General features: G+C 62.1%; 18 protein-coding genes and 1 tRNA gene. 14 read left to right on the top strand and 5 right to left on the bottom strand.

Annotated elements, in window-relative coordinates:
* The first annotated feature begins 71 nt into the window (after positions 1 to 71).
* The 3 genes from D0Y60_RS23230 to D0Y60_RS23220 all read left to right on the top strand — a co-directional run bounded on the left by D0Y60_RS23230 (position 72) and on the right by D0Y60_RS23220 (position 2,168).
* On the top strand, positions 72 to 716 hold the full coding sequence (locus D0Y60_RS23230; protein WP_117372325.1) for a DUF47 domain-containing protein: 645 nt from the start codon (positions 72 to 74) through the stop codon (positions 714 to 716).
* Positions 716 to 1,720 (top strand): inorganic phosphate transporter, encoded by a 1,005-nt coding sequence (locus tag D0Y60_RS23225; RefSeq protein WP_117372324.1) that lies wholly within the window; start codon positions 716 to 718, stop codon positions 1,718 to 1,720. Before D0Y60_RS23230 ends, D0Y60_RS23225 begins: the two co-directional genes overlap by 1 nt.
* Before the next feature lie 142 nt (positions 1,721 to 1,862).
* A complete protein-coding gene (locus D0Y60_RS23220) occupies positions 1,863 to 2,168 on the top strand; it encodes a hypothetical protein (RefSeq protein ID WP_117372323.1) in 306 nt (101 codons plus the stop codon).
* Between the two features lie 20 nt (positions 2,169 to 2,188).
* Here D0Y60_RS23220 and D0Y60_RS23215 read toward each other — a convergent pair.
* Positions 2,189 to 2,273, bottom strand: a tRNA-Leu gene (locus D0Y60_RS23215).
* A 136-nt stretch (positions 2,274 to 2,409) separates the two neighbouring features.
* Positions 2,410 to 3,009 carry an NAD(P)H:quinone oxidoreductase type IV gene (gene wrbA, locus D0Y60_RS23210; RefSeq protein ID WP_117372322.1) on the bottom strand — a complete coding sequence of 200 codons (600 nt, stop codon included), beginning with the start codon at positions 3,007 to 3,009 and terminating at the stop codon, positions 2,410 to 2,412.
* A 166-nt stretch (positions 3,010 to 3,175) separates the two neighbouring features.
* Here wrbA and D0Y60_RS23205 point away from each other — a divergent pair, with 166 nt between their 5' ends.
* The 10 genes from D0Y60_RS23205 (at position 3,176) to D0Y60_RS24810 (ending at position 13,883) form a co-directional block, all read left to right on the top strand.
* Positions 3,176 to 3,931, top strand: a complete 756-nt coding sequence (locus D0Y60_RS23205) for a competence/damage-inducible protein A (protein WP_117372321.1) — start codon at positions 3,176 to 3,178, stop codon at positions 3,929 to 3,931.
* 64 nt (positions 3,932 to 3,995) lie between these two features.
* Entirely contained in the window at positions 3,996 to 4,838 is an 843-nt protein-coding gene (locus tag D0Y60_RS23200; protein WP_117372320.1) for a universal stress protein, read from the top strand.
* 112 nt (positions 4,839 to 4,950) lie between these two features.
* On the top strand, positions 4,951 to 5,448 hold the full coding sequence (gene gpt, locus D0Y60_RS23195) for a xanthine phosphoribosyltransferase (protein ID WP_117372319.1): 498 nt from the start codon (positions 4,951 to 4,953) through the stop codon (positions 5,446 to 5,448).
* A 182-nt stretch (positions 5,449 to 5,630) separates the two neighbouring features.
* Positions 5,631 to 6,212, top strand: coding sequence for a cache domain-containing protein (locus tag D0Y60_RS23190; RefSeq protein ID WP_117372318.1), 582 nt, complete (start codon positions 5,631 to 5,633; stop codon positions 6,210 to 6,212).
* Positions 6,213 to 6,837: 625 nt separating this feature from the next.
* Complete coding sequence (locus D0Y60_RS23185) at positions 6,838 to 10,650, top strand: vitamin B12-dependent ribonucleotide reductase (RefSeq protein WP_117372317.1); 3,813 nt, start codon at positions 6,838 to 6,840, stop codon at positions 10,648 to 10,650.
* Between the two features lie 279 nt (positions 10,651 to 10,929).
* The gene (locus tag D0Y60_RS23180) at positions 10,930 to 11,565 is read left to right on the top strand and encodes a hypothetical protein (protein WP_117372316.1); all 636 of its coding nucleotides are present in this window, start codon (positions 10,930 to 10,932) and stop codon (positions 11,563 to 11,565) included.
* 178 nt (positions 11,566 to 11,743) lie between these two features.
* The gene (locus D0Y60_RS23175; protein ID WP_158565542.1) at positions 11,744 to 12,703 is read left to right on the top strand and encodes an endonuclease/exonuclease/phosphatase family protein; all 960 of its coding nucleotides are present in this window, start codon (positions 11,744 to 11,746) and stop codon (positions 12,701 to 12,703) included.
* 59 nt (positions 12,704 to 12,762) lie between these two features.
* On the top strand, positions 12,763 to 12,933 hold the full coding sequence (locus D0Y60_RS24920) for a hypothetical protein (protein ID WP_199564261.1): 171 nt from the start codon (positions 12,763 to 12,765) through the stop codon (positions 12,931 to 12,933).
* Positions 12,934 to 12,966: 33 nt separating this feature from the next.
* Entirely contained in the window at positions 12,967 to 13,605 is a 639-nt protein-coding gene (locus D0Y60_RS23170; RefSeq protein WP_117372314.1) for an alpha/beta family hydrolase, read from the top strand.
* A 101-nt stretch (positions 13,606 to 13,706) separates the two neighbouring features.
* The gene (locus tag D0Y60_RS24810) at positions 13,707 to 13,883 is read left to right on the top strand and encodes a hypothetical protein (RefSeq protein ID WP_158565541.1); all 177 of its coding nucleotides are present in this window, start codon (positions 13,707 to 13,709) and stop codon (positions 13,881 to 13,883) included.
* 108 nt (positions 13,884 to 13,991) lie between these two features.
* Here D0Y60_RS24810 and D0Y60_RS23165 read toward each other — a convergent pair whose 3' ends face one another.
* Positions 13,992 to 14,936 (bottom strand): alpha/beta hydrolase, encoded by a 945-nt coding sequence (locus tag D0Y60_RS23165; RefSeq protein ID WP_117372313.1) that lies wholly within the window; start codon positions 14,934 to 14,936, stop codon positions 13,992 to 13,994.
* Between the two features lie 263 nt (positions 14,937 to 15,199).
* On the opposite strand from D0Y60_RS23165, the gene D0Y60_RS23160 reads away from it, so the two are divergent.
* A complete protein-coding gene (locus D0Y60_RS23160; RefSeq protein WP_117372312.1) occupies positions 15,200 to 15,514 on the top strand; it encodes a DUF1883 domain-containing protein in 315 nt (104 codons plus the stop codon).
* On the opposite strand, the gene D0Y60_RS23155 is transcribed toward D0Y60_RS23160, so the two are convergent.
* Entirely contained in the window at positions 15,511 to 16,824 is a 1,314-nt protein-coding gene (locus D0Y60_RS23155; protein ID WP_117372311.1) for a replication-associated recombination protein A, read from the bottom strand. The two genes, D0Y60_RS23160 and D0Y60_RS23155, sit on opposite strands and share 4 nt — an antisense overlap.
* Entirely contained in the window at positions 16,821 to 18,188 is a 1,368-nt protein-coding gene (locus D0Y60_RS23150; protein ID WP_245409283.1) for a DegQ family serine endoprotease, read from the bottom strand. Before D0Y60_RS23150 ends, D0Y60_RS23155 begins: the two co-directional genes overlap by 4 nt.
* Between the last annotated feature and the right edge of the window lie 122 nt (positions 18,189 to 18,310).

Here is an 18,310-nt window from a genome sequence, read left to right as displayed (position 1 = left end):
CAGCGCTTTCCAGCGCGTGCTCGCTCAATTATGACAGCCGCATGACAACCCCAGCCAGGTAAGGGGCATCCATGCTTTCGCTGTTTCGCAAACTCATGCCGCGTGAAGACCGTTTCTTCGATCTCTTCGAGCAGCATTCCCGCACCGTCGTCGGCGCCGCCGAGGCTCTGCAGGCGCTTCTGGCCGGCGGGCCGGATATGGAAAAACACTGCAACCGCATCGTCGCGCTGGAAAACGAGGCCGACGCCATCACGGCCGAGGTCCTGCTTGCCGTGCGCCGCAGCTTCATCACGCCCTTCGACCGCGGCGACATCAAGGACCTGATCCAGTCGATGGACGACGCCATCGACATGATGCACAAGATGGTCAAGACCATCCGCCTCTACGAGCAGACGAGCTTCCAGCCCGGCATGCAGGAAATGGGCGCCACCGTCGTCAAGGCCGCCCATCTCATCGCCGAGGCCATCCCGCTGCTCGACAAGGTCGGCGTGCATGCCGACCGCCTCAGCGCGATCGCCCAGGAAGTCACCCGCGTCGAAGGGCGCTCGGACGAGCTGCACGATCAGGGCGTGAAGGCGCTGTTCAAGGAATTCGGCAAGTCCGACCCGATGGCCTATATCATCGGCAGCGAGATTTATGCCGAACTCGAAAAGGTCGTCGACCGCTTCGAGGACGTGGCGGACGAAATCAGCGGTATCGTGATCGAGAACGTCTGATGGACGCGACCCTCGCCCTTCCGCTGCTGATCGCGCTCGTCGGCATCGCGTTGCTGTTCGATTTCCTGAACGGCCTGCACGATGCGGCAAATTCGATCGCCACGATCGTCTCGACGCGCGTCCTGCGCCCGCAATATGCCGTCATGTGGGCGGCGTTCTTCAACTTCATCGCTTTCCTGTTCTTCGGCCTGCATGTCGCCGAAACGCTGGGCAAGGGCATCATCGATCCCGGCATCGTCAGCCCGCTCGTCATCTTCGCGGCGCTGATGGGTGCGATTATCTGGAACGTCGTCACCTGGATCTTCGGCATCCCCTCGAGCTCGTCGCATGCCCTGATCGGCGGCCTCGTCGGCGCCGGCCTTGCCAAGACCGGCTTCAGCGCCGTCGTCTGGAGCGGTCTCATCAAGACGGCGAGTGCCATCTTCCTGTCGCCGATGATCGGCTTCGTATTGGCGCTCATCCTCGTGCTCATCGTCTCCTGGCTCTTCAGGCGTCAGACGCCGTTCGCCGTCGACCGCACCTTCCGCGTCATGCAGTTCATCTCCGCCTCGCTCTATTCGCTGGGCCATGGCGGCAACGATGCGCAGAAGACGATGGGCATCATCGCCGTGCTGCTCTATTCGCAGGGCTATCTCGGCGGCGAATTCTACGTGCCCTTCTGGGTCGTCATCTCCTGCCAGGCCGCCATGGCGCTCGGCACGCTGATGGGCGGCTGGCGCATCGTGCACACGATGGGCTCGAAGATCACCCGCCTCAACCCGATGCAGGGTTTTTGCGCGGAGACCGGTGGCGCGCTCACCCTGTTTGGCGCCACTTGGCTCGGCATCCCGGTCTCGACCACCCACACGATCACCGGCGCCATCATCGGCGTGGGTGCCGCCCGCCGCGTCTCGGCCGTGCGCTGGGGCCTTGCCGGCAACATCGTCTGGGCCTGGATCATCACCCTGCCCTCGGCGGCCGCAATTTCGGCGCTGTTCTATCTCGTGTTCAACGCCTTCGGCTGATTCTGTAGCGCGGGGGATTTTTATCCTCCGCGCGCAGATGGCGATTTCAGCCCCGCCCCTTAGGCCTGCGGATTGACGAACCCCTGTTGTGGGTCCATCAAGACGGCGAAACCACGCGCTTTTCAGAACTGCACTGGACCCCATGAACGACAAAGTTTTCGACACGCTGACCGGCATGTATTTCACCGTCGACGATCCCGATGGCAGCTACGGCACCGGCCAGGTCATCCGGCTTGCCGCCGAAGGCATCTACTTCATCCGCTATGACGGCAACGAGGTGACGCTGCCTATGGAACTCGTCTCCATCGGCGAAATGCTCGAAACCACCGACGACGAATTCAAGCTCTGGCGCTTCTTCGATACAATCGAGGAACGCGACACCTGGATCGAATGGCTCGACGCCCCCTCCAAGCCGCGCGTCATCTCACTGGTGAAGCCGACCAAGTAATTTCCTGAGAGTCTGGAAACTGGTGCGGGCGGCGGGGATCGAACCCGCACAGCCAAGGCCGAGAGATTTTAAGTCTCTTGCGTCTACCAGTTTCGCCACGCCCGCATGGCAACAGTGGGTAGCCGACGCGATCATCGGGATCAAGTGGCCGACGGAGACACACCCGTTTTCAAACAATAAAAAAGGGTGCGGCCCCTGACGCTGGCCGCACCCTCTTTTTCAGCGACGTTTCAGGAGAACGTCAGGCCGAAAGCTTTGCCGCGAGCTTGGCGACATGAGCGCCCTGGAAGCGGGCGGCGTCGAGTTCGACCTGCGAAGGCTGGCGCGAGCCGTCGCCGTCGGTGATCGTGGAAGCGCCGTAGGGCGAACCGCCCTTGATTTCGTCCACACCCATCTGGCCCTGGAAGGCATACGGCAGGCCGGCGACGACGAGGCCGTGGTGCAGGAGCGTCGGGATGAAGCCGAGGATGGTCGATTCCTGGCCGCCGTGCTGGGTGGCGGACGACGTGAAGACCGAGCCGACCTTGCCGACCAGCTTGCCGGCAGCCCACAGGCCACCCGTCTGGTCCCAGAAATTGCGCATCTGCGAGGCGACCGTGCCGAAACGCGTACCTGCGCCGACGATAATGGCGTCGTAGTCGGCCAGTTCCTCTACCTTGGCGATCTCGGCCTTTTGGTCCATCTTGTAGTAGGAAGCCTTGGCGACCTCTTCCGATACCAGTTCCGGAACGCGCTTGACGGTCACGTCGGCACCGGCCGACTTCGCACCTTCCGCGACCGCATAGGCCATCGCTTCGATATGGCCGTAGGCCGAATAATAGAGAACCAGTACTTTCGCCATTGTCGTCTCCTGTTCGAAAAGGCTTTCCGCTTGATCGCGGCGTCGGCTTGGATGTAGCACTTTGGGTGAGCGGCGTCAGAAGCTGCCCGGTCGACAGACTGTTCACCTGCCATTGACAATGCCTGCCTGATCGGTCGGCATTTCTTACGAAATCCAGGAAGCACCCATGAGTTCCACTGCGATCGCCACCGCCGCCATGCTCGCCATCGGCGACGAACTGCTCTCCGGGCGCACCAAGGACAAGAATATCGGCCAACTTGCCGACATGCTTTTCCTCGCCGGCATCGACCTCAAGGAGGTTCGTATCGTCGGCGACGAGGAGGACGATATCGTCGCGGCGCTGAATGCGCTACGCGCTCGCTACACCTATGTCTTCACGTCCGGCGGCATCGGCCCGACCCATGATGACATCACGGCGGATGCGATCTCCAAGGCCTTCGGCGTGCCCTGCCTGCACGATCCGCTTGCCATGCAGCTGCTCGGCGCGATGTATGAGAAGCGCGGCGTGGAGTTTAACGAAGCCCGCCAGCGCATGGCGCGCATGCCCGAGGGCGCTGTCCATATCGAAAATGCCGTCTCCACCGCGCCGGGCTTCCATATCGGCAATGTCTATGTGATGGCCGGCGTGCCGCAGGTTTTTACCGCCATGCTCGGCACCGTTGTGCCGCAGCTCGCGGGCGGCAAGCCGATGCTCTCTCGCTCCGTCGCCTCGCCCTTCGGCGAAGGCGACATCGGCAGCGCGCTGGCGGCGATTCAGAAAAACCATCCGGACACCAGCATTGGCTCCTATCCGCGCTTTTCGGAGAATCGGTTTTCGACGGAAATCGTCATCCGCAGCCGCGAGGAAGCACCGGCGGAAGCGGCCGAACGTGATATCATGGCGATGATCGCCGAAATCGCCACAGCCAAGGCCGTGTCTTGATCCTGATCAAGGTTTTCCGGTCTTGGCGAGGGGATGCTGGCGCAGAACCAGACAGGAGGCCGAAATGACCTACAAGACCATCGTGGCGGTGTTGAGCGCCACTGAGGACGCCGGAAAAGTCACGGATCACGCGCTGGCGCTTGCGCGCCGCACGGGTGGGCATGTCATCGGTATCCACGCTGAAGCGCCCGTCGTCGTGACGCTGATCGCGCCGATGGAATATCCGGATCCCAACGCCGTGCTCCAGCTCCAGGAACGCGCCCGCGAGCAATCCCGGACCGTCGAGCAGGCGTTCCGCTCGCGCTGCGAACGCGACGACATCTCCTATGAGTGGCGGCTCTTCACCGGTTCAGCCGGCTATGCCTCGGCCGGTGTGATCGACAGTGCGCGTGCGGCCGATATCGTGCTTGCCGGCCAATTCGATCCCGATCTCGATGGCCCAGCCCGCGAGGATATCGAGGACCTGCTGTATGAGAGCGGGCGGCCGGTCTATCTCGTCTCTAACGTGCCGGCCGGCCCGGAACCGATCGATCGTGTGCTGCTCGCCTGGAACGGCTCGCGTGAGGCGACGCGCGCCGCCTTCGACGCCCTGCCCTTCCTGACGGCCGCTAAGGAAGTCGAGATCTTCACCATTGATCCACCCGACAACGGCATGCAGTCGGCCGATTTCTGCGGTGCGGAACTGGCTGCCACGCTTTCCCGTCACGGCGTGAAGATTTCCACCGCGTCCGCATCGTCGACCCATCATTCGGTTGCCGAAACACTGAACCGCCGGGCCACGGATATCGATGCCGGCCTCATCGTCATGGGCGCCTACAGCCATTCGCGGTTGCGCCAGCGCCTGTTCGGCGGCGTCACCAGCGCCATGATGCGCGGCGCGCGTGTGCCGGTGCTGATGTCGCGGTAGGCGGACTTGCCTGTGGATCGCCCGGCTTGCATGACCGGGCGATCATTTTCTTGACCAGCGAAGTGGATTAGAAAAGAGGAATCTTCTTTTTCCGCCTAGCAGGAGTCCCGCCATGTCGCTGCCCGACAAAGCCTTTCCCGTATCCTGGGACCAGTTCCACCGCGATGCACGGGCGCTTGCCTGGCGGCTGGCCGATGGCGACCGTGAATGGAAGGCGATCGTTTGCATCACCCGCGGCGGTCTCGTCCCAGCCGCCGTCATTTCGCGCGAGCTGAACATCCGCCTCATCGAGACGGTCTGCGTCGCCTCCTATCACGACTATGTCTCGCAGGGCGACATGCATGTCCTCAAGGGCATCTCGCCGGAGCTGACCCAGCATGGCGGTGAAGGCATCCTCATCGTCGACGACCTCACCGACACCGGCAAGACCGCCGCCCAGGTGCGCGCCATGCTGCCGAAGGCGCACTTCGCCGCGGTCTATGCAAAGCCGAAGGGTCGTCCACTGGTCGATACTTTCGTCACCGAGGTCAGCCAGGACACCTGGATCTATTTCCCCTGGGACATGGGCTTCACCTATCAGGAGCCGATCGCCAAGGGCACGCGCGGCTGACGTGCCGCAAAACTGCGGTAAATCGATCGAAGGTTGCGCCGCAACGTCCTGATTTGACAAATTTTCGTGAAAAGCCGGCGGAGTGCGCGCAGCACTCCGCCGGCTTAATCTTTCCGCAATGCCTGCAAAAGATAGTCCTTATGTTCGCCGATCGGATCGGTGATGGGAGGCGCGGAACAGTCATGCCCTATCAATCGCCGGCATTGGCGGCGGCCCTTGTCATCGCGCTGCTCCCGGCTGCACCGGTGGACGCGCAGCAGGATATTCGCATCACCGCCGTCGCCGACTATGTCGAAGCCAATGTGCGCCCTTGGCTGACCGAGCCTGCCATCATCAATGCCGTCATCGCCCAGAATGCGCTTCATTCCCGTTTGAGCCAGGCGGACATCCAAGATTTCGATGCACGCTGGCGCGCCGAACTCTTGAGCGCCAAGCGACCATTGATCGACGCGGCACTCTCCAACCCGCTGTCGCTCTACCTGAAGGGCCAGCAGCGTGCGACCGAAGGGCTGATCACCGAAATCTTCGTCATGGACAATCGCGGCCTCAATGTCGGTCAGAGCGACATCACCTCCGACTACTGGCAGGGCGACGAGACCAAATGGCTGAAGAGTTTTGGTGCAGGGCTGGTGCATATCGAGGAGGCGGAGCGAGACGAATCGACTCAGCTCATGCAGTCGCAGGCGAGCCTTCCCATCCGCGATCCCGGTAATGGAGAAATCATCGGCGCCATCACCGTGGGCGTTAATCTGGACGCGCTCTGACGCCACGGACGAGAATCACTTTATCCACGGATCACAAGTCACCTTCCTTGGCTATTGCTTGAAGTCGGGGTGTAAAAAAAACCCGCATTTTCACCCGTGATTTTTTTCGCTTTTCCACAACGGCGTGGCTCGCCACCTCACCTTTCGCCCGGAAGCCGCTGATTTTTCAGGCATCCCGTGCTGTCCCCATTTTCCACAGGCAGCAGGCACAAGATATAGGGTTCAAACTTCGTTCACAAACCAGCCCTTGACGAGAATCGGCCTGATGAGGTTAATGAAATCCAAGTTGCGGCGGCGGCTGAACCGTATTGTTACGAGGTCGGTTCTCATCACGAAATCGCGTTCCATGCGCATGTGGCCGGGTGGATGATCCGCTCGCTGCACGAGGGTGTTTGCGCAGGATTTCCTGAAGCGTCATTGCGATCCATGGGACTGGAAAGAAGAAGCTGTTGATACTATATTTAGTGTTTGCAGCTAAACTCACCGCAAGATACAGGATCCCGAGATCGATCGGGATTTCCAAACGGATTGGAACATCGAGGCTGGCTGCGAGTCATGTCGTGGCCGGACGGGGATAATTGCGCCCTGGCTTGAAGGCAGGATGCGGCAGAAGAGGACAACGGACATGCGCATAGAACGTCGTTTCACCAAACCCGGCCAGTCGGCCTATGCGGAGATAGAATTCCGCAAGGCCACCAGCGAGATCAAGAACCCGGATGGCTCCATCGTCTTCCGCCTCGCCGATATCGACGTGCCCGCACAGTTCTCTCAGGTCGCGGCCGACATCCTCGCCCAGAAGTACTTCCGCAAGGCCGGCGTGCCCGCGCGCCTGAAGAAGGTCGAGGAGAACGACGTTCCCTCCTTCCTGTGGCGCTCCGTGCCCGACACCGACGCTCTGGCGAAGCTCCCCGAGGGTGAGCGCTTCGGCTCGGAAACCGATGCCCGTCAGGTCTTCGACCGTCTCGCCGGCACCTGGACCTACTGGGGCTGGAAGGGCAAGTATTTCGCATCGGAAGAAGACGCTGCTGCCTTCAAGGACGAGCTTGCCTATATGCTCGCCACCCAGCGCGTCGCCCCGAATAGCCCACAGTGGTTCAACACCGGCCTGCACTGGGCCTATGGCATCGACGGCCCCGGCCAGGGCCACTTCTATGTCGACCCCTTCACCGGCAAGCTGACCAAGTCCAAATCGTCCTACGAACATCCCCAGCCGCATGCCTGCTTCATCCAGTCGGTTGAAGACGATCTCGTCAACGAAAACGGCATTATGGACCTGTGGGTGCGGGAAGCCCGCCTCTTCAAATACGGCTCCGGCACCGGCTCCAACTTCTCGCATCTGCGCGGCGAAGGCGAAAAGCTTTCGGGCGGCGGCCGTTCCTCCGGCCTGATGAGCTTCTTGAAGATCGGCGACCGCGCCGCCGGCGCCATCAAGTCGGGCGGCACGACGCGCCGTGCGGCCAAGATGGTGGTGGTGGATATCGATCACCCGGATATCGAGGCCTATATCAACTGGAAGGTCAAGGAAGAGCAGAAGGTGGCGGCCCTCGTCACCGGCTCGAAGATCGTCGCCGGCCACCTCAAGGCCATCATGAAGGCCTGCGTCAATTGCTCGGCCGAAGGCGACCGTTGCTATGACCCGGCGGAAAATCCGGCCCTCAAGCGCGAAATCCGCGCTGCCAAGAAGAGCCAGGTTCCGGAAAACTACATCAAGCGCGTCATCCAGTTCGCCAAGCAGGGCTACAAGGACCTCGAGTTCAAGACCTACGACACCGACTGGGATTCGGAAGCCTACCTCACCGTCTCCGGCCAGAACTCCAACAACTCCGTCTCACTGAAGGACGACTTCCTGCGTGCCGTCGAGAATGACGGTGACTGGAACCTGACCGCCCGTAAGGACGGCAAGGTCATGAAGACGCTGAAGGCTCGCGACCTCTGGGAGCAGATCTCCTACGCCGCCTGGGCATCGGCCGATCCGGGCCTGCACTTCAACACGACGATGAACGACTGGCACACCTCGCCGGCCGAAGGCCCGATCCGCGCCTCCAACCCGTGCTCGGAATACATGTTCCTCGACGACACGGCCTGCAACCTCGCCTCGCTGAACCTGCTTCAGTTCAAGGATGCGGCCACGAAGAACATCAACATTGCCGACTATGAACATGCCGTGCGCCTGTGGACCGTCGTGCTCGAAGTTTCCGTGATGATGGCGCAGTTCCCCTCGCGCCAGATCGCCGAGCGCTCCTACGAATACCGCACGCTCGGCCTCGGCTACGCCAATATCGGCGGCCTCTTGATGTCCTCCGGCATCCCGTACGACTCGACGGAAGGCCGCGCCATCGCCGGCGCGCTGACCGCCATCATGACGGGCGTGTCCTATGCGACGTCTGCCGAAATGGCGAGCGAGCTCGGCCCGTTCCCGAATTTCGAGCCGAACCGTGACAACATGCTGCGCGTCATGCGCAACCATCGCCGCGCCGCCTATGGCGAGACCACCGGATATGAGGCCCTCTCGGTCAACCCCGTCGCCCTCGTCCACGACGAGTGCCCGGACCAGACCCTGATCGTCCATGCCAAGGCCGCCTGGGACAAGGCCGTCGCACTCGGCGAAAAGCACGGCTACCGCAACGCCCAGACGACGGTTATCGCGCCGACCGGCACGATCGGCCTCGTCATGGACTGCGACACGACCGGCATCGAGCCCGACTTCGCTCTGGTGAAGTTCAAGAAGCTCGCCGGCGGCGGCTACTTCAAGATCATCAACCGCGCCGTACCGGAAGCGCTGCGCACGCTCGGCTACTCGGAAAGCCAGATCGCCGAGATCGAGGCCTATGCGGTCGGCCATGGCAACTTCAACCAGGCACCGAGCGTCAACCCCGGCTCGCTGAAGGCCAAGGGCTTCACCGACGAGAAGATCGAAGCCGTCAACGCCGGCCTGAAGTCCGCCTTCGACATCAAGTTCGCCTTCAACCAGTGGACGCTCGGCGCCGACTTCCTGAAGGACGTGCTGAAGGTTTCGGACGCCCAGCTCTCCGACATGTCCTTCAACCTCCTGGAGCATATCGGCTTCTCGAAGAAGGAAATCGAAGCCGCCAACATCCACGTCTGCGGTGCAATGACGCTGGAAGGCGCGCCCTTCCTCAAGGCCGAACATCTCGCCGTGTTCGATTGCGCCAATCCCTGCGGCAAGATCGGCAAGCGTTACCTTTCGGTCGAAAGCCACATCCGCATGATGGCGGCCGCCCAGCCGTTCATCTCGGGCGCCATTTCCAAGACGATCAACATGCCGAACGAGGCGACCGTCGAGGATTGCAAGAACGCCTACATGCTCTCCTGGAAGCTCGCGCTGAAGGCCAACGCCCTCTACCGCGACGGTTCCAAGCTCTCCCAGCCGCTCAATGCCTCGCTGATCGAGGACGAAGAGGACGAGGACGATGCGATCGAGGCGCTGGTCGCGGCCCCCGCCGCCGCCCAGGCGGTCACGGTCACCGAAAAGATCGTCGAGCGTATCATCGAGCGCGTCGTGCGCGACCGTGAGAAGCTGCCGAACCGCCGCCAGGGCTATACCCAGAAGGCCGTCGTCGGCGGGCACAAGGTCTATCTGCGCACCGGCGAATTCGGTGATGGCCGCCTCGGCGAGATCTTCATCGACATGCACAAGGAAGGTGCGGCCTTCCGTGCGATGATGAACAACTTTGCCATCGCCATCTCACTGGGTCTCCAGTACGGCGTGCCGCTCGAAGAATATGTGGAGGCCTTTACCTTCACCAAGTTCGAGCCGGCCGGCATGGTTCAGGGCAACGACGCGATCAAGAACGCCACGTCGATCCTCGACTACGTCTTCCGCGAGCTTGCCGTCTCTTATCTCGGCCGTCACGACCTTGCGCATGTCGACCAGTCGGACTTCTCGAACACCGCGCTTGGCAAGGGCATCCAGGAAGGCAAGACCAACCCATTCTCGACCGGCTGGACGCGTGGCCACAAGCCGACGCTCATCCAGGGCGGCCAGACCGAGCGTCAGCTCTCCGAGCCGAAGGGTGCCGCCACCGCCGCCCCCGCCAAGGCAGCCTCGACGGGTAACGTGACAGCGTTTGCTGGCAACACCGCCCGCAAGCTGGAGCCGACCGTCGCTGCCAGCACCCACGAAATCGTCGCCTTCAAGCGCGATTACGAGGAACGCGCCGCCGAACTGGCCGAGGAAATGGCCGACGACGCTGCCGAGGAAGCAGAAGGCATCACCGCCCTCTTCTCCGACAAGGCCGCCGCCGAAGCCGCAAGCGCCAAGGCCGACGCCAAGAAGCTCGAAAACGAACGCCGCATGCGCTCCATCGCCCAGGGCTACACGGGCAACATGTGCTCGGAGTGCCAAAACTTCACGATGGTGCGCAACGGCACCTGCGAGAAGTGCGATACCTGTGGTGCGACGAGCGGGTGCAGCTGAGGCCCCAGGAACCTTCCGAAACCGTCATGAATACCCCGGCAATCGCCGGGGTATTTTTTTGTATGACCTTACCTATCTCAAAGGACAAAAATCAATCAATACGTGTATATTTTACACTTTCAGTAAATAAAAATGAGGGGTATTCGCCGCTTAGTACAACCGATCCAGAGCCTCAACATCCAGGACACAAAAGAATTATCACCTTGATTGTCTTGACATAATTCCTCAGTCGATCAACCTATCGCCACCATTGCGCGAGTCATTGGAAGCGGAGAGGCCATGCCCGAAAAGAGGGGAAATTTCACCGAAGGATTGCGCGTCTTCAAGACCGACCTGGGTTGGTGTTGGGAGCTTTACGATCGCCGGGGCAAAAAGATCGGGCGATCGATGTTATTGTTTCCTAGCAAGGGTTTGTGCCTTGAAAATGCAATGCAACATGGAATGACGCTCCCACCGGACGAAGAGCATGACGTATTGGATGACATGCAGTTCGACGAAGCGGCAATACGTGCGGACATCAAGCTCATCGAGGCAGTCCGTGCAGAAAGGCAGCGTCTATCGCCCAGCGGCTTTTCGGAGGGCGGCGATCAAGAGCTCAAGCATAAGTCCTACGTTTACATCGTCTCTTCACCACCCCGCAACGCCCTCATCGTCAGGGTAGATACCGACCTCCCAGACATCCTTAGCGAGCGCCGGAAGAAATCCCTGCGCGGCGCAACACCTGAGCACCAGATGGAAACACTCGTCTGGTACGCGATATACGACACGTTCGAGGATGCGCTCTTGCGGCAAAAGGCCATTCAGAAATGGCCTAGGCAAAGGAAGATCGGCTTTATCGAAGCGTTGAACCCGGAATGGGCGGATATATCCCATCTGATAGCGCCCTTATCACCCCCTTCACCGGGAACGGGATAAGCAGGGCACCTGTGCAGGAGAGCCTTTCCTAGCGGTCGCTCAGTGGCACCTTGTCATTGCAGCGCATGGATGCACAGGCTACATGCTAGCCTCCCGTTACGGGAATCGCGCTGAACCGAATTCCGTGATGCAGAGGGAACAGTCGATGCTGACAGCGCCGCGCCGGGGGCCGATTACCATGGCTTACCGTGTCCTCGTCCTGCCGGGCGTCATCGCCTATCTCTTTGCCGTCAGCATCGTGGTGCTTGCCGCCGACCGGTTCTGGCTTGTCGATCTGCTCACCTTCGCCTGGCCCTATGTTGTGGCGTCAGGCGTGCTGCTGGTCGTTGCGGCACTTGTCACGCGGCGGGTGAAGGCGATCGTGATTGCGCTTGCGGGCCTTGCCGTCGCCCTCATTCCCGCCTTCGACGTGCCAACCGCCCGCCCCTCCGCGGCCGGCAACGGCTTGAAGGTGTTGACCGCCAATCTCTTCGTGCAGAACCCGGAAGATCCCGCCGTTTTCATCGATCTGTTGCGGCGGGAAAAGCCCGATATCGTCGTCCTGCAGGAAACCACAGGGCGCTGGGCGGCAGCCCTTTCCACGGCCGGGCTCTTTCCCTACGAGAGTGGGGCGGAAGCCCTGTCGCGCGACAGTATCAAGGTCTATTCCACCCTGCCGATCCGCGCAGAAACCGAGTTGAAGCGCGCCTTCACCGAGCCCAAGGCCTACAAGCAGCCGCTGCGGCTCGAGCTCGACATGCGCGGCAAGCCGCTCTTCCTCTATGCCTTCCATCCAGAGACGCCGCGCCGGCTCTGGCAGTGGCGCGACCGCAACGCCTATCTCTCGGCGGCGGCCGATGCGGCGAAAGGCGATCTCCAGCGCGCGCCGGTCATCGTCGCCGGCGACTGGAACACGCCGACCTGGTCGCCCTTCTATCGCAGCTTCCTGCGCCAGGCCGGCCTCGCCTCCACCGAAGGCGGCTGGCTGCAACCGGTCACGCGCTTCAGCCTGAAGCTCGACTGGCTCGCCTATATCGGCGCCACCATCGACCATGTCGCCGTATCGCCTGACATTTCGGTGCGCAGCCACCGTGTCGGCCCGGCGTTCGGTTCGAACCACCTGCCTGTCATCGTCGAACTTGCCATGCCGGAGACCTGACCCCTCGCCCTTTCGGGAAAATTCCCTATCTTCTAGGGAAGGCAACCCAGGAGAAGACGATGGCCACGGAGAAAGACAGCCCGAAAGCCTCGCTCGAAAAGGAGCGCGCCCAACAGCAGGACAAGGCTGCGAAGGCGGAACAGGACGATTATCTCGAAGAGGCACTGGAAGAGACATTTCCCGCCAGCGATCCGATCGCGCCCGGCGAGGTAAAGGACCATGCCAAGTAAACCGACTGCCGGCCCGATAGATATGACCACGGCATGAGCCCGCCTTTCCTGTTCGATGGCCCTGACGACGCGCCCGTCACCCTGCTGCTCGCCCATGGCAGCGGCGCGCCGATGGATTCGGCGGCGATGAACGCGGCAACCGCAGCGCTCGCCGCGGAAGGCCTGCGGGTCGCCCGCTTCGAATTTTCCTACATGGCCGCGCGCCGCATAGACGGCAGCCGCAAGCCGCCGCCAAAGGCCGAGACGTTGAACCCGGAATTCGTGGCCGCCGTTGCAGCGCTTGGCGCCAAGGGGCCGCTGATCATCGGCGGCAAGTCGATGGGCGGGCGTGTCGCCAGCATGGTGGCGGATGAGCTGCACGCCAAGGGCAAGGTCGCCGGCCTCGTTTGCCTCGGCTATCCTTTCCACCCGCCGGAAAAACCGGCCCAGCTGCGCACGACGCATCTGATGGACCTGAAGGTGCCCACCCTGATCTGCCAGGGCACGCGCGATCCTTTTGGCACGAAGGACGAGGTGCTGGGTTACGACCTGCCGGAGCGTATTCGCATTCTCTGGCTTGAGGACGGCGACCACGACCTCAAACCACGCAAAAGCCTATCCGGCTTCTCCGCTGCCGACCACCTCGCCACTATGGCAAGGACGGTCAAGGCCTGGACTGAGACGCTGCGCTGAGCCGCTGTTCCATGCGGAACAGCGCACAAGGTCCCGTCATGCGAAGGTCCGGTCACTGGATGCAACGAGCCATCCGCAACCGAACCCTAGGGGAACAGACCATGCGCAACATCCTCCTCATCGCCGCCCTTGCCCTTGCATCGGTCTCTTCCTTCTCGTCTCCCTCGCAGGCTGGTTCCTACAGCTACGGCTACCAGCCGCATTGCTTCATCAAGAAGGTGAAGTCCTACGACTATTACGGCAACCTGATCATCAGACACGTCCGCGTCTGCCGCTGAGCGGAGCCCCTCGACAGGGGTTGTTCGACGCGCGGCTCCCGCCGGCACGACGGCCTCACGGACGGACTGAAGCCCGGATGCGATCTTCGCCTCCGGGCTTCAGCGTTTTCAATTGCCGCTGATCTGGCCGGCCCAGCTCTGTGCGCCGGTCTCGCCATCCAGGAACGGCAGGGCGGTGCTGACGAGCGCGGGTGCTGCGAAGGTTTCGTAATGTGTCAGGCCGGGCAGGATGGCGAGGCGGTTCTTCGACATGTTTTCCCGCATCCAGCCGGCATCCCGCAGGCCGCCGCCGAGCTTCTGGTAGAATTCGATCATGTGTTCGGGCCGGATCATGTCGCTGTCGCCATAGATCAGCATGACGGGCATCGAGAGCTTTGCGACCGCGTCGGAGGCGTCATACGGCTCGCGCATCGCAGCCCCCATGGCGTCGAGCAGCTTGGGGAACTGCGAGACATCGGGCGCTACAGCCGCGTAGGATTTGTACATCGGCGTCTCCTTCATCATGTCCGCCATGGCGCCGGATACAGAGGCCTGCTGCGGCAGCATTTCAGCGAACAAGCCGTTGCGGGCAAACGGTGCGGACGCGATGACGAGGCGACGCACCTTGTCCGGTGCCTGCGCGGCCATCTGCAGCGCGACACCGCCGCCGAAGGAATAGCCGAGCACATCGACCTGCTCATAACCGAGCTGGCTAACGAGCGCGGCCATGTCGGCGCCGATGGCCGGGATATCGATCGGTCGGTTGCCGAGCGGCGTGCGGCCATGGCCCTGGAGATCGACGCCGATGACCTGGCGCTTCTCCTGCAAGGTCTTGAGGTTTTCGCCATACATCTCGATCAGGCCAAGGCCGCCATGCAGCAGAAGCAGCGGCTCGCCCTTGCCGCGGATTTCATAATAGTAGTCGATGCCGTTGATCGACAGGTGGCCGGCCTTGTCGGGCTTGCCGACGATGCTTTGCAACGGGTTTTCCTTGATCTCCTCCGCCTGCGCCGCGGCGGGTGCGAAGGCGGCAAGGGCTGCGGTCAGCAGGGTGATGACGGTCAATTTCGGCATGTCTCTCTCCTCGGTTTCAGCCGGCGCCTTGCAGGCTTCATGCACCAAGGACGCCCATGATCGTCGCATGCCGACAGGGCGAGGAAAATTTTCGGGCGCGCAGCTCGCAAGCTGAATCAAGTCGCTGCGGATTCGATTCCGGATTTTGTTCTATACCATTGAATTATAAGAGAGACGGCCGCACGAAGGAGGTCTTAGGAGGAAGAAATTTTTAACGGATACAGGTGCATATTAGCGCTAGACCAGATGCTTCCGGGCCGGCCATGACGCACAGTTTCTCCTACACCCATTACGATCTCGACCTGCAACGCGGCGGGACCGTGGTCGAAATCACGCTGTCGGCCATCGCCAATGTCCGCTTGATGAGCCATGCCAATTTCGACCTGTTCAAGAATGCGCGCCAGCACAAGTTCCTCGGCGGCGTCGCCAAGCAATCGCCGATCCGGCTGAAAATTCCGGAAAACGGTCACTGGCACGTCGTCGTCGATATGGAAGGACATCCGGGCAAGGCGCAATCGTCGATCAAGCTCGTGCCGCTTGCGCCACAGAAGCCGGCGCAGCGCTTCAGCGCCGCTTAGCCGTCACCGCGCTCCTTGCGCAGCTTCGCCCACCAGTCGAGCCGCTTGCGGAGCTCCCGTTCAAAACCGCGTTCCGGCGGATCGTAGAAGGTTTGGCGCCCCATCTTTTCCGGGAAATAATCCTGGCCTGAAAAGGCATCCGGCTGGTCGTGGTCGTAACGATAGCCGTCGCCGTAGCCCTCGCCCTTCATCAGCTTGGTCGGGGCGTTGAGGATGTGTTTCGGCGGCAGCAGCGAGCCATGCTCCTTCGCCGCCCGCATGGCGGATTTGTAGGCGGTGTAGATGGCGTTCGATTTCGGCGCGGTCGCGAGATAGACGCAGGCCTGCGCCAGCGCCAGATCGCCTTCCGGCGAGCCGAGGAAATCATAGGCGTCCTTCACCGCATTACAGACGACAAGCGCCTGTGGATCGGCAAGGCCGATATCCTCAACGGCCATGCGCACCATACGGCGGCAGAGGAACAGTGGGTCTTCGCCGGCATCGAGCATGCGCGTGAGATAGTAGAGCGAGGCATCGGGATCGGAGCCGCGCACCGCCTTGTGCAGGGCGGAGATGAGATTGTAGTGGCCGTCCTGCGACTTATCATAGACCGGCGCGCGGCGTTGCACGATGCGGAAGAGATCGTCCTGCCCGAAAGTCTCGCCGGCACGGGCGGCGCGCCAAACCTCCTCGGCGAGCGTCAGCACCGCGCGGCCGTCGCCATCGGCCATGCGCAGCAGCGAGGCGCGCGCCTCCTCATCCAGCGGCAGCGGCTTTTCTTCGACGGCCTCGGCGCGCTTCAAAAGCTCTTCCAGACTGGTCTCGTCATGCGGCTTGAAGGTAAGCACGCGAGCGCGCGACAGGAGAGCGGCGTTGAGTTCGAAGGACGGGTTTTCCGTCGTCGCACCGACGAGCACGATCGTGCCATCTTCCATGACCGGCAGGAAACTATCCTGCTGGGCGCGGTTGAAACGGTGGATCTCGTCGACGAACAGCAGCGTCTGGCGGCCGCCCATGCGGCGCGCGCGGGCGGCCTCGAACACCTTCTTGAGATCGGCGACACCGGAGAAGATCGCCGAAATCTGCTCGAAGGCAAGGCCCGTTTCGCCCGACAGCAGCCGCGCCACCGTCGTCTTGCCCGTGCCGGGCGGCCCCCAGAAGATCATCGAACCGAGCGAGCCCGCCTCGATCATGCGCGAGAGCACGCCATCCGGGCCGGTCAGGTGTTCCTGGCCGGAGACTTCGCTCAGCGTGCGAGGACGCAGGCGGTCGGCCAGTGGCCGTTTCGCCTTCATGTCCTCCGGCTCACGCGGGGCGAAGAGATCGCTCATCGGAAGAACTGGCGGATGCGCTGGCCGTCGCGCTCGATCTCGACACGCCAGATCGACGGGTCTTCGCCGGTAAGCTTGGCGAGCGTCTCGGTGGTCGTGACGGCGGTGCCGTTAAGTTCGATGATGATGTCGCGCGGCTGGAGGCCGATGCGCGCGGCCGGCGAGCCACGGTTGACCTCGGTGACCACGACGCCGTTCGTCGTGCCCTGACCGGACGGCATGCGCAGCTCTTCGGCAACACGCGGCGAGAGATTGGCAACGACAGCGCCCGAGAAGGGGTTGCGGCCTTCGATGAGGCGTTCGTCACGCGGCGTGGTCTCCGGCGCACGGTCGAGCGAAAGCGTCAGATCCTGTGGCTTGCCGTTGCTGACGACCGTGATGCGCGCCGTGCCGCCAATGCCGACGGTGGTGAGGCGATAGCCGAGCGCATCGGGATGCTCGACGGGGATACCGTTGACAGCGGTGACGATCTGGCCCGGCTTCATGCCGGCTTTTTCCGCCGGGCTGCCGGGCTGGACCTTTGAAATCAGAGCACCGCGGGCACGGTCGAGACCGAGCGCCTCCGCAACCTCGGAGGTAACAGCCTCGAACGTGGCACCGACGAAGGGGCGGTCGAAGCTGGCGCTGCCATTTTCGGCGCTGGCGATAAAGGTCTTCACGAGATTGGCCGGAATGGCGAAGCCGACGCCGTTGGAGCCGCCGCCGCGCGAGAAGATCGCGGTGTTGATGCCGATCAGCTCGCCGTTCATGTTAATGAGGCCGCCGCCGGAATTGCCAGGATTGATGGCCGCATCCGTCTGGATGAAGAAGCCGAAATCGCCCGAACGCACCTGGTTGCGGGCGAGCGCCGAGACGATGCCGCTCGTCACGGTCTGCCCGACGCCGAACGGATTGCCAATGGCGAGCACGAGATCGCCCACCTCGACCGCGTCGCTGTCGCCAAGCGGCAGGGTGGCGAAATCGCCCTTCGCCTTGATCTTGAGCACCGCGAGATCGACGCGCTCGTCCTTCAGTACGACGGTGCTTTCGTATTCGCGGCCATCGGCCAGCGCCACCTTGATGTCGCTCGCCCCCTCGATGACGTGGTTGTTCGTCACCACAATGCCGCTGGCGCCGACAATGACGCCCGAGCCGAGTGAGGACTGTTTCTCGCTGCGGTTCGGCATCCGCTGGCCGAAGAACTCTTCGAAGAAGGGATCGCCGTCGAAGAGCGAGCGGCGCTCGACGACGCGCTCGGCATAGACGTTGACGACGGCGTTCTCGACCTGCTTGACCAGCGGCGCAAAGGAGAGCTGCATTTCCGTGCGCGATTGCGGCACGATGCGCTCCTCGGCCATGGCGGGCGTCATAAGGGCCAATGCCATGGCAAGCTGCGCGGCAAGCAGAATGCGGATATGCGTCATAAATTGAGTCTCCTTCGTTTCCGCCTCACGATCAGATAGGATTTCGCAGGAAAAAAGGCAAACTTTGCAATCTTCACCACTCG

It is taken from the genome of Shinella sp. WSJ-2 (genome assembly GCF_003432075.1).
In the GTDB taxonomy this organism is placed as follows: Bacteria; Pseudomonadota; Alphaproteobacteria; order Rhizobiales; family Rhizobiaceae; genus Shinella.
This window is presented reverse-complemented; position numbering and strand designations above follow the sequence as displayed.

Coding starts and splice junctions, on each gene's coding strand:
- D0Y60_RS23230 (WP_117372325.1), top strand. CDS start 72: ATGCTTTCGCTGTTTCGCAAACTCATGCCGCGTGAAGACCGTTTCTTC.
- D0Y60_RS23225 (WP_117372324.1), top strand. CDS start 716: ATGGACGCGACCCTCGCCCTTCCGCTGCTGATCGCGCTCGTCGGCATC.
- D0Y60_RS23220 (WP_117372323.1), top strand. CDS start 1,863: ATGAACGACAAAGTTTTCGACACGCTGACCGGCATGTATTTCACCGTC.
- wrbA (WP_117372322.1), bottom strand. CDS start 3,009: ATGGCGAAAGTACTGGTTCTCTATTATTCGGCCTACGGCCATATCGAA.
- D0Y60_RS23205 (WP_117372321.1), top strand. CDS start 3,176: ATGAGTTCCACTGCGATCGCCACCGCCGCCATGCTCGCCATCGGCGAC.
- D0Y60_RS23200 (WP_117372320.1), top strand. CDS start 3,996: ATGACCTACAAGACCATCGTGGCGGTGTTGAGCGCCACTGAGGACGCC.
- gpt (WP_117372319.1), top strand. CDS start 4,951: ATGTCGCTGCCCGACAAAGCCTTTCCCGTATCCTGGGACCAGTTCCAC.
- D0Y60_RS23190 (WP_117372318.1), top strand. CDS start 5,631: ATGCCCTATCAATCGCCGGCATTGGCGGCGGCCCTTGTCATCGCGCTG.
- D0Y60_RS23185 (WP_117372317.1), top strand. CDS start 6,838: ATGCGCATAGAACGTCGTTTCACCAAACCCGGCCAGTCGGCCTATGCG.
- D0Y60_RS23180 (WP_117372316.1), top strand. CDS start 10,930: ATGCCCGAAAAGAGGGGAAATTTCACCGAAGGATTGCGCGTCTTCAAG.
- D0Y60_RS23175 (WP_158565542.1), top strand. CDS start 11,744: ATGGCTTACCGTGTCCTCGTCCTGCCGGGCGTCATCGCCTATCTCTTT.
- D0Y60_RS24920 (WP_199564261.1), top strand. CDS start 12,763: ATGGCCACGGAGAAAGACAGCCCGAAAGCCTCGCTCGAAAAGGAGCGC.
- D0Y60_RS23170 (WP_117372314.1), top strand. CDS start 12,967: ATGAGCCCGCCTTTCCTGTTCGATGGCCCTGACGACGCGCCCGTCACC.
- D0Y60_RS24810 (WP_158565541.1), top strand. CDS start 13,707: ATGCGCAACATCCTCCTCATCGCCGCCCTTGCCCTTGCATCGGTCTCT.
- D0Y60_RS23165 (WP_117372313.1), bottom strand. CDS start 14,936: ATGCCGAAATTGACCGTCATCACCCTGCTGACCGCAGCCCTTGCCGCC.
- D0Y60_RS23160 (WP_117372312.1), top strand. CDS start 15,200: ATGACGCACAGTTTCTCCTACACCCATTACGATCTCGACCTGCAACGC.
- D0Y60_RS23155 (WP_117372311.1), bottom strand. CDS start 16,824: ATGAGCGATCTCTTCGCCCCGCGTGAGCCGGAGGACATGAAGGCGAAA.
- D0Y60_RS23150 (WP_245409283.1), bottom strand. CDS start 18,188: ATGGCATTGGCCCTTATGACGCCCGCCATGGCCGAGGAGCGCATCGTG.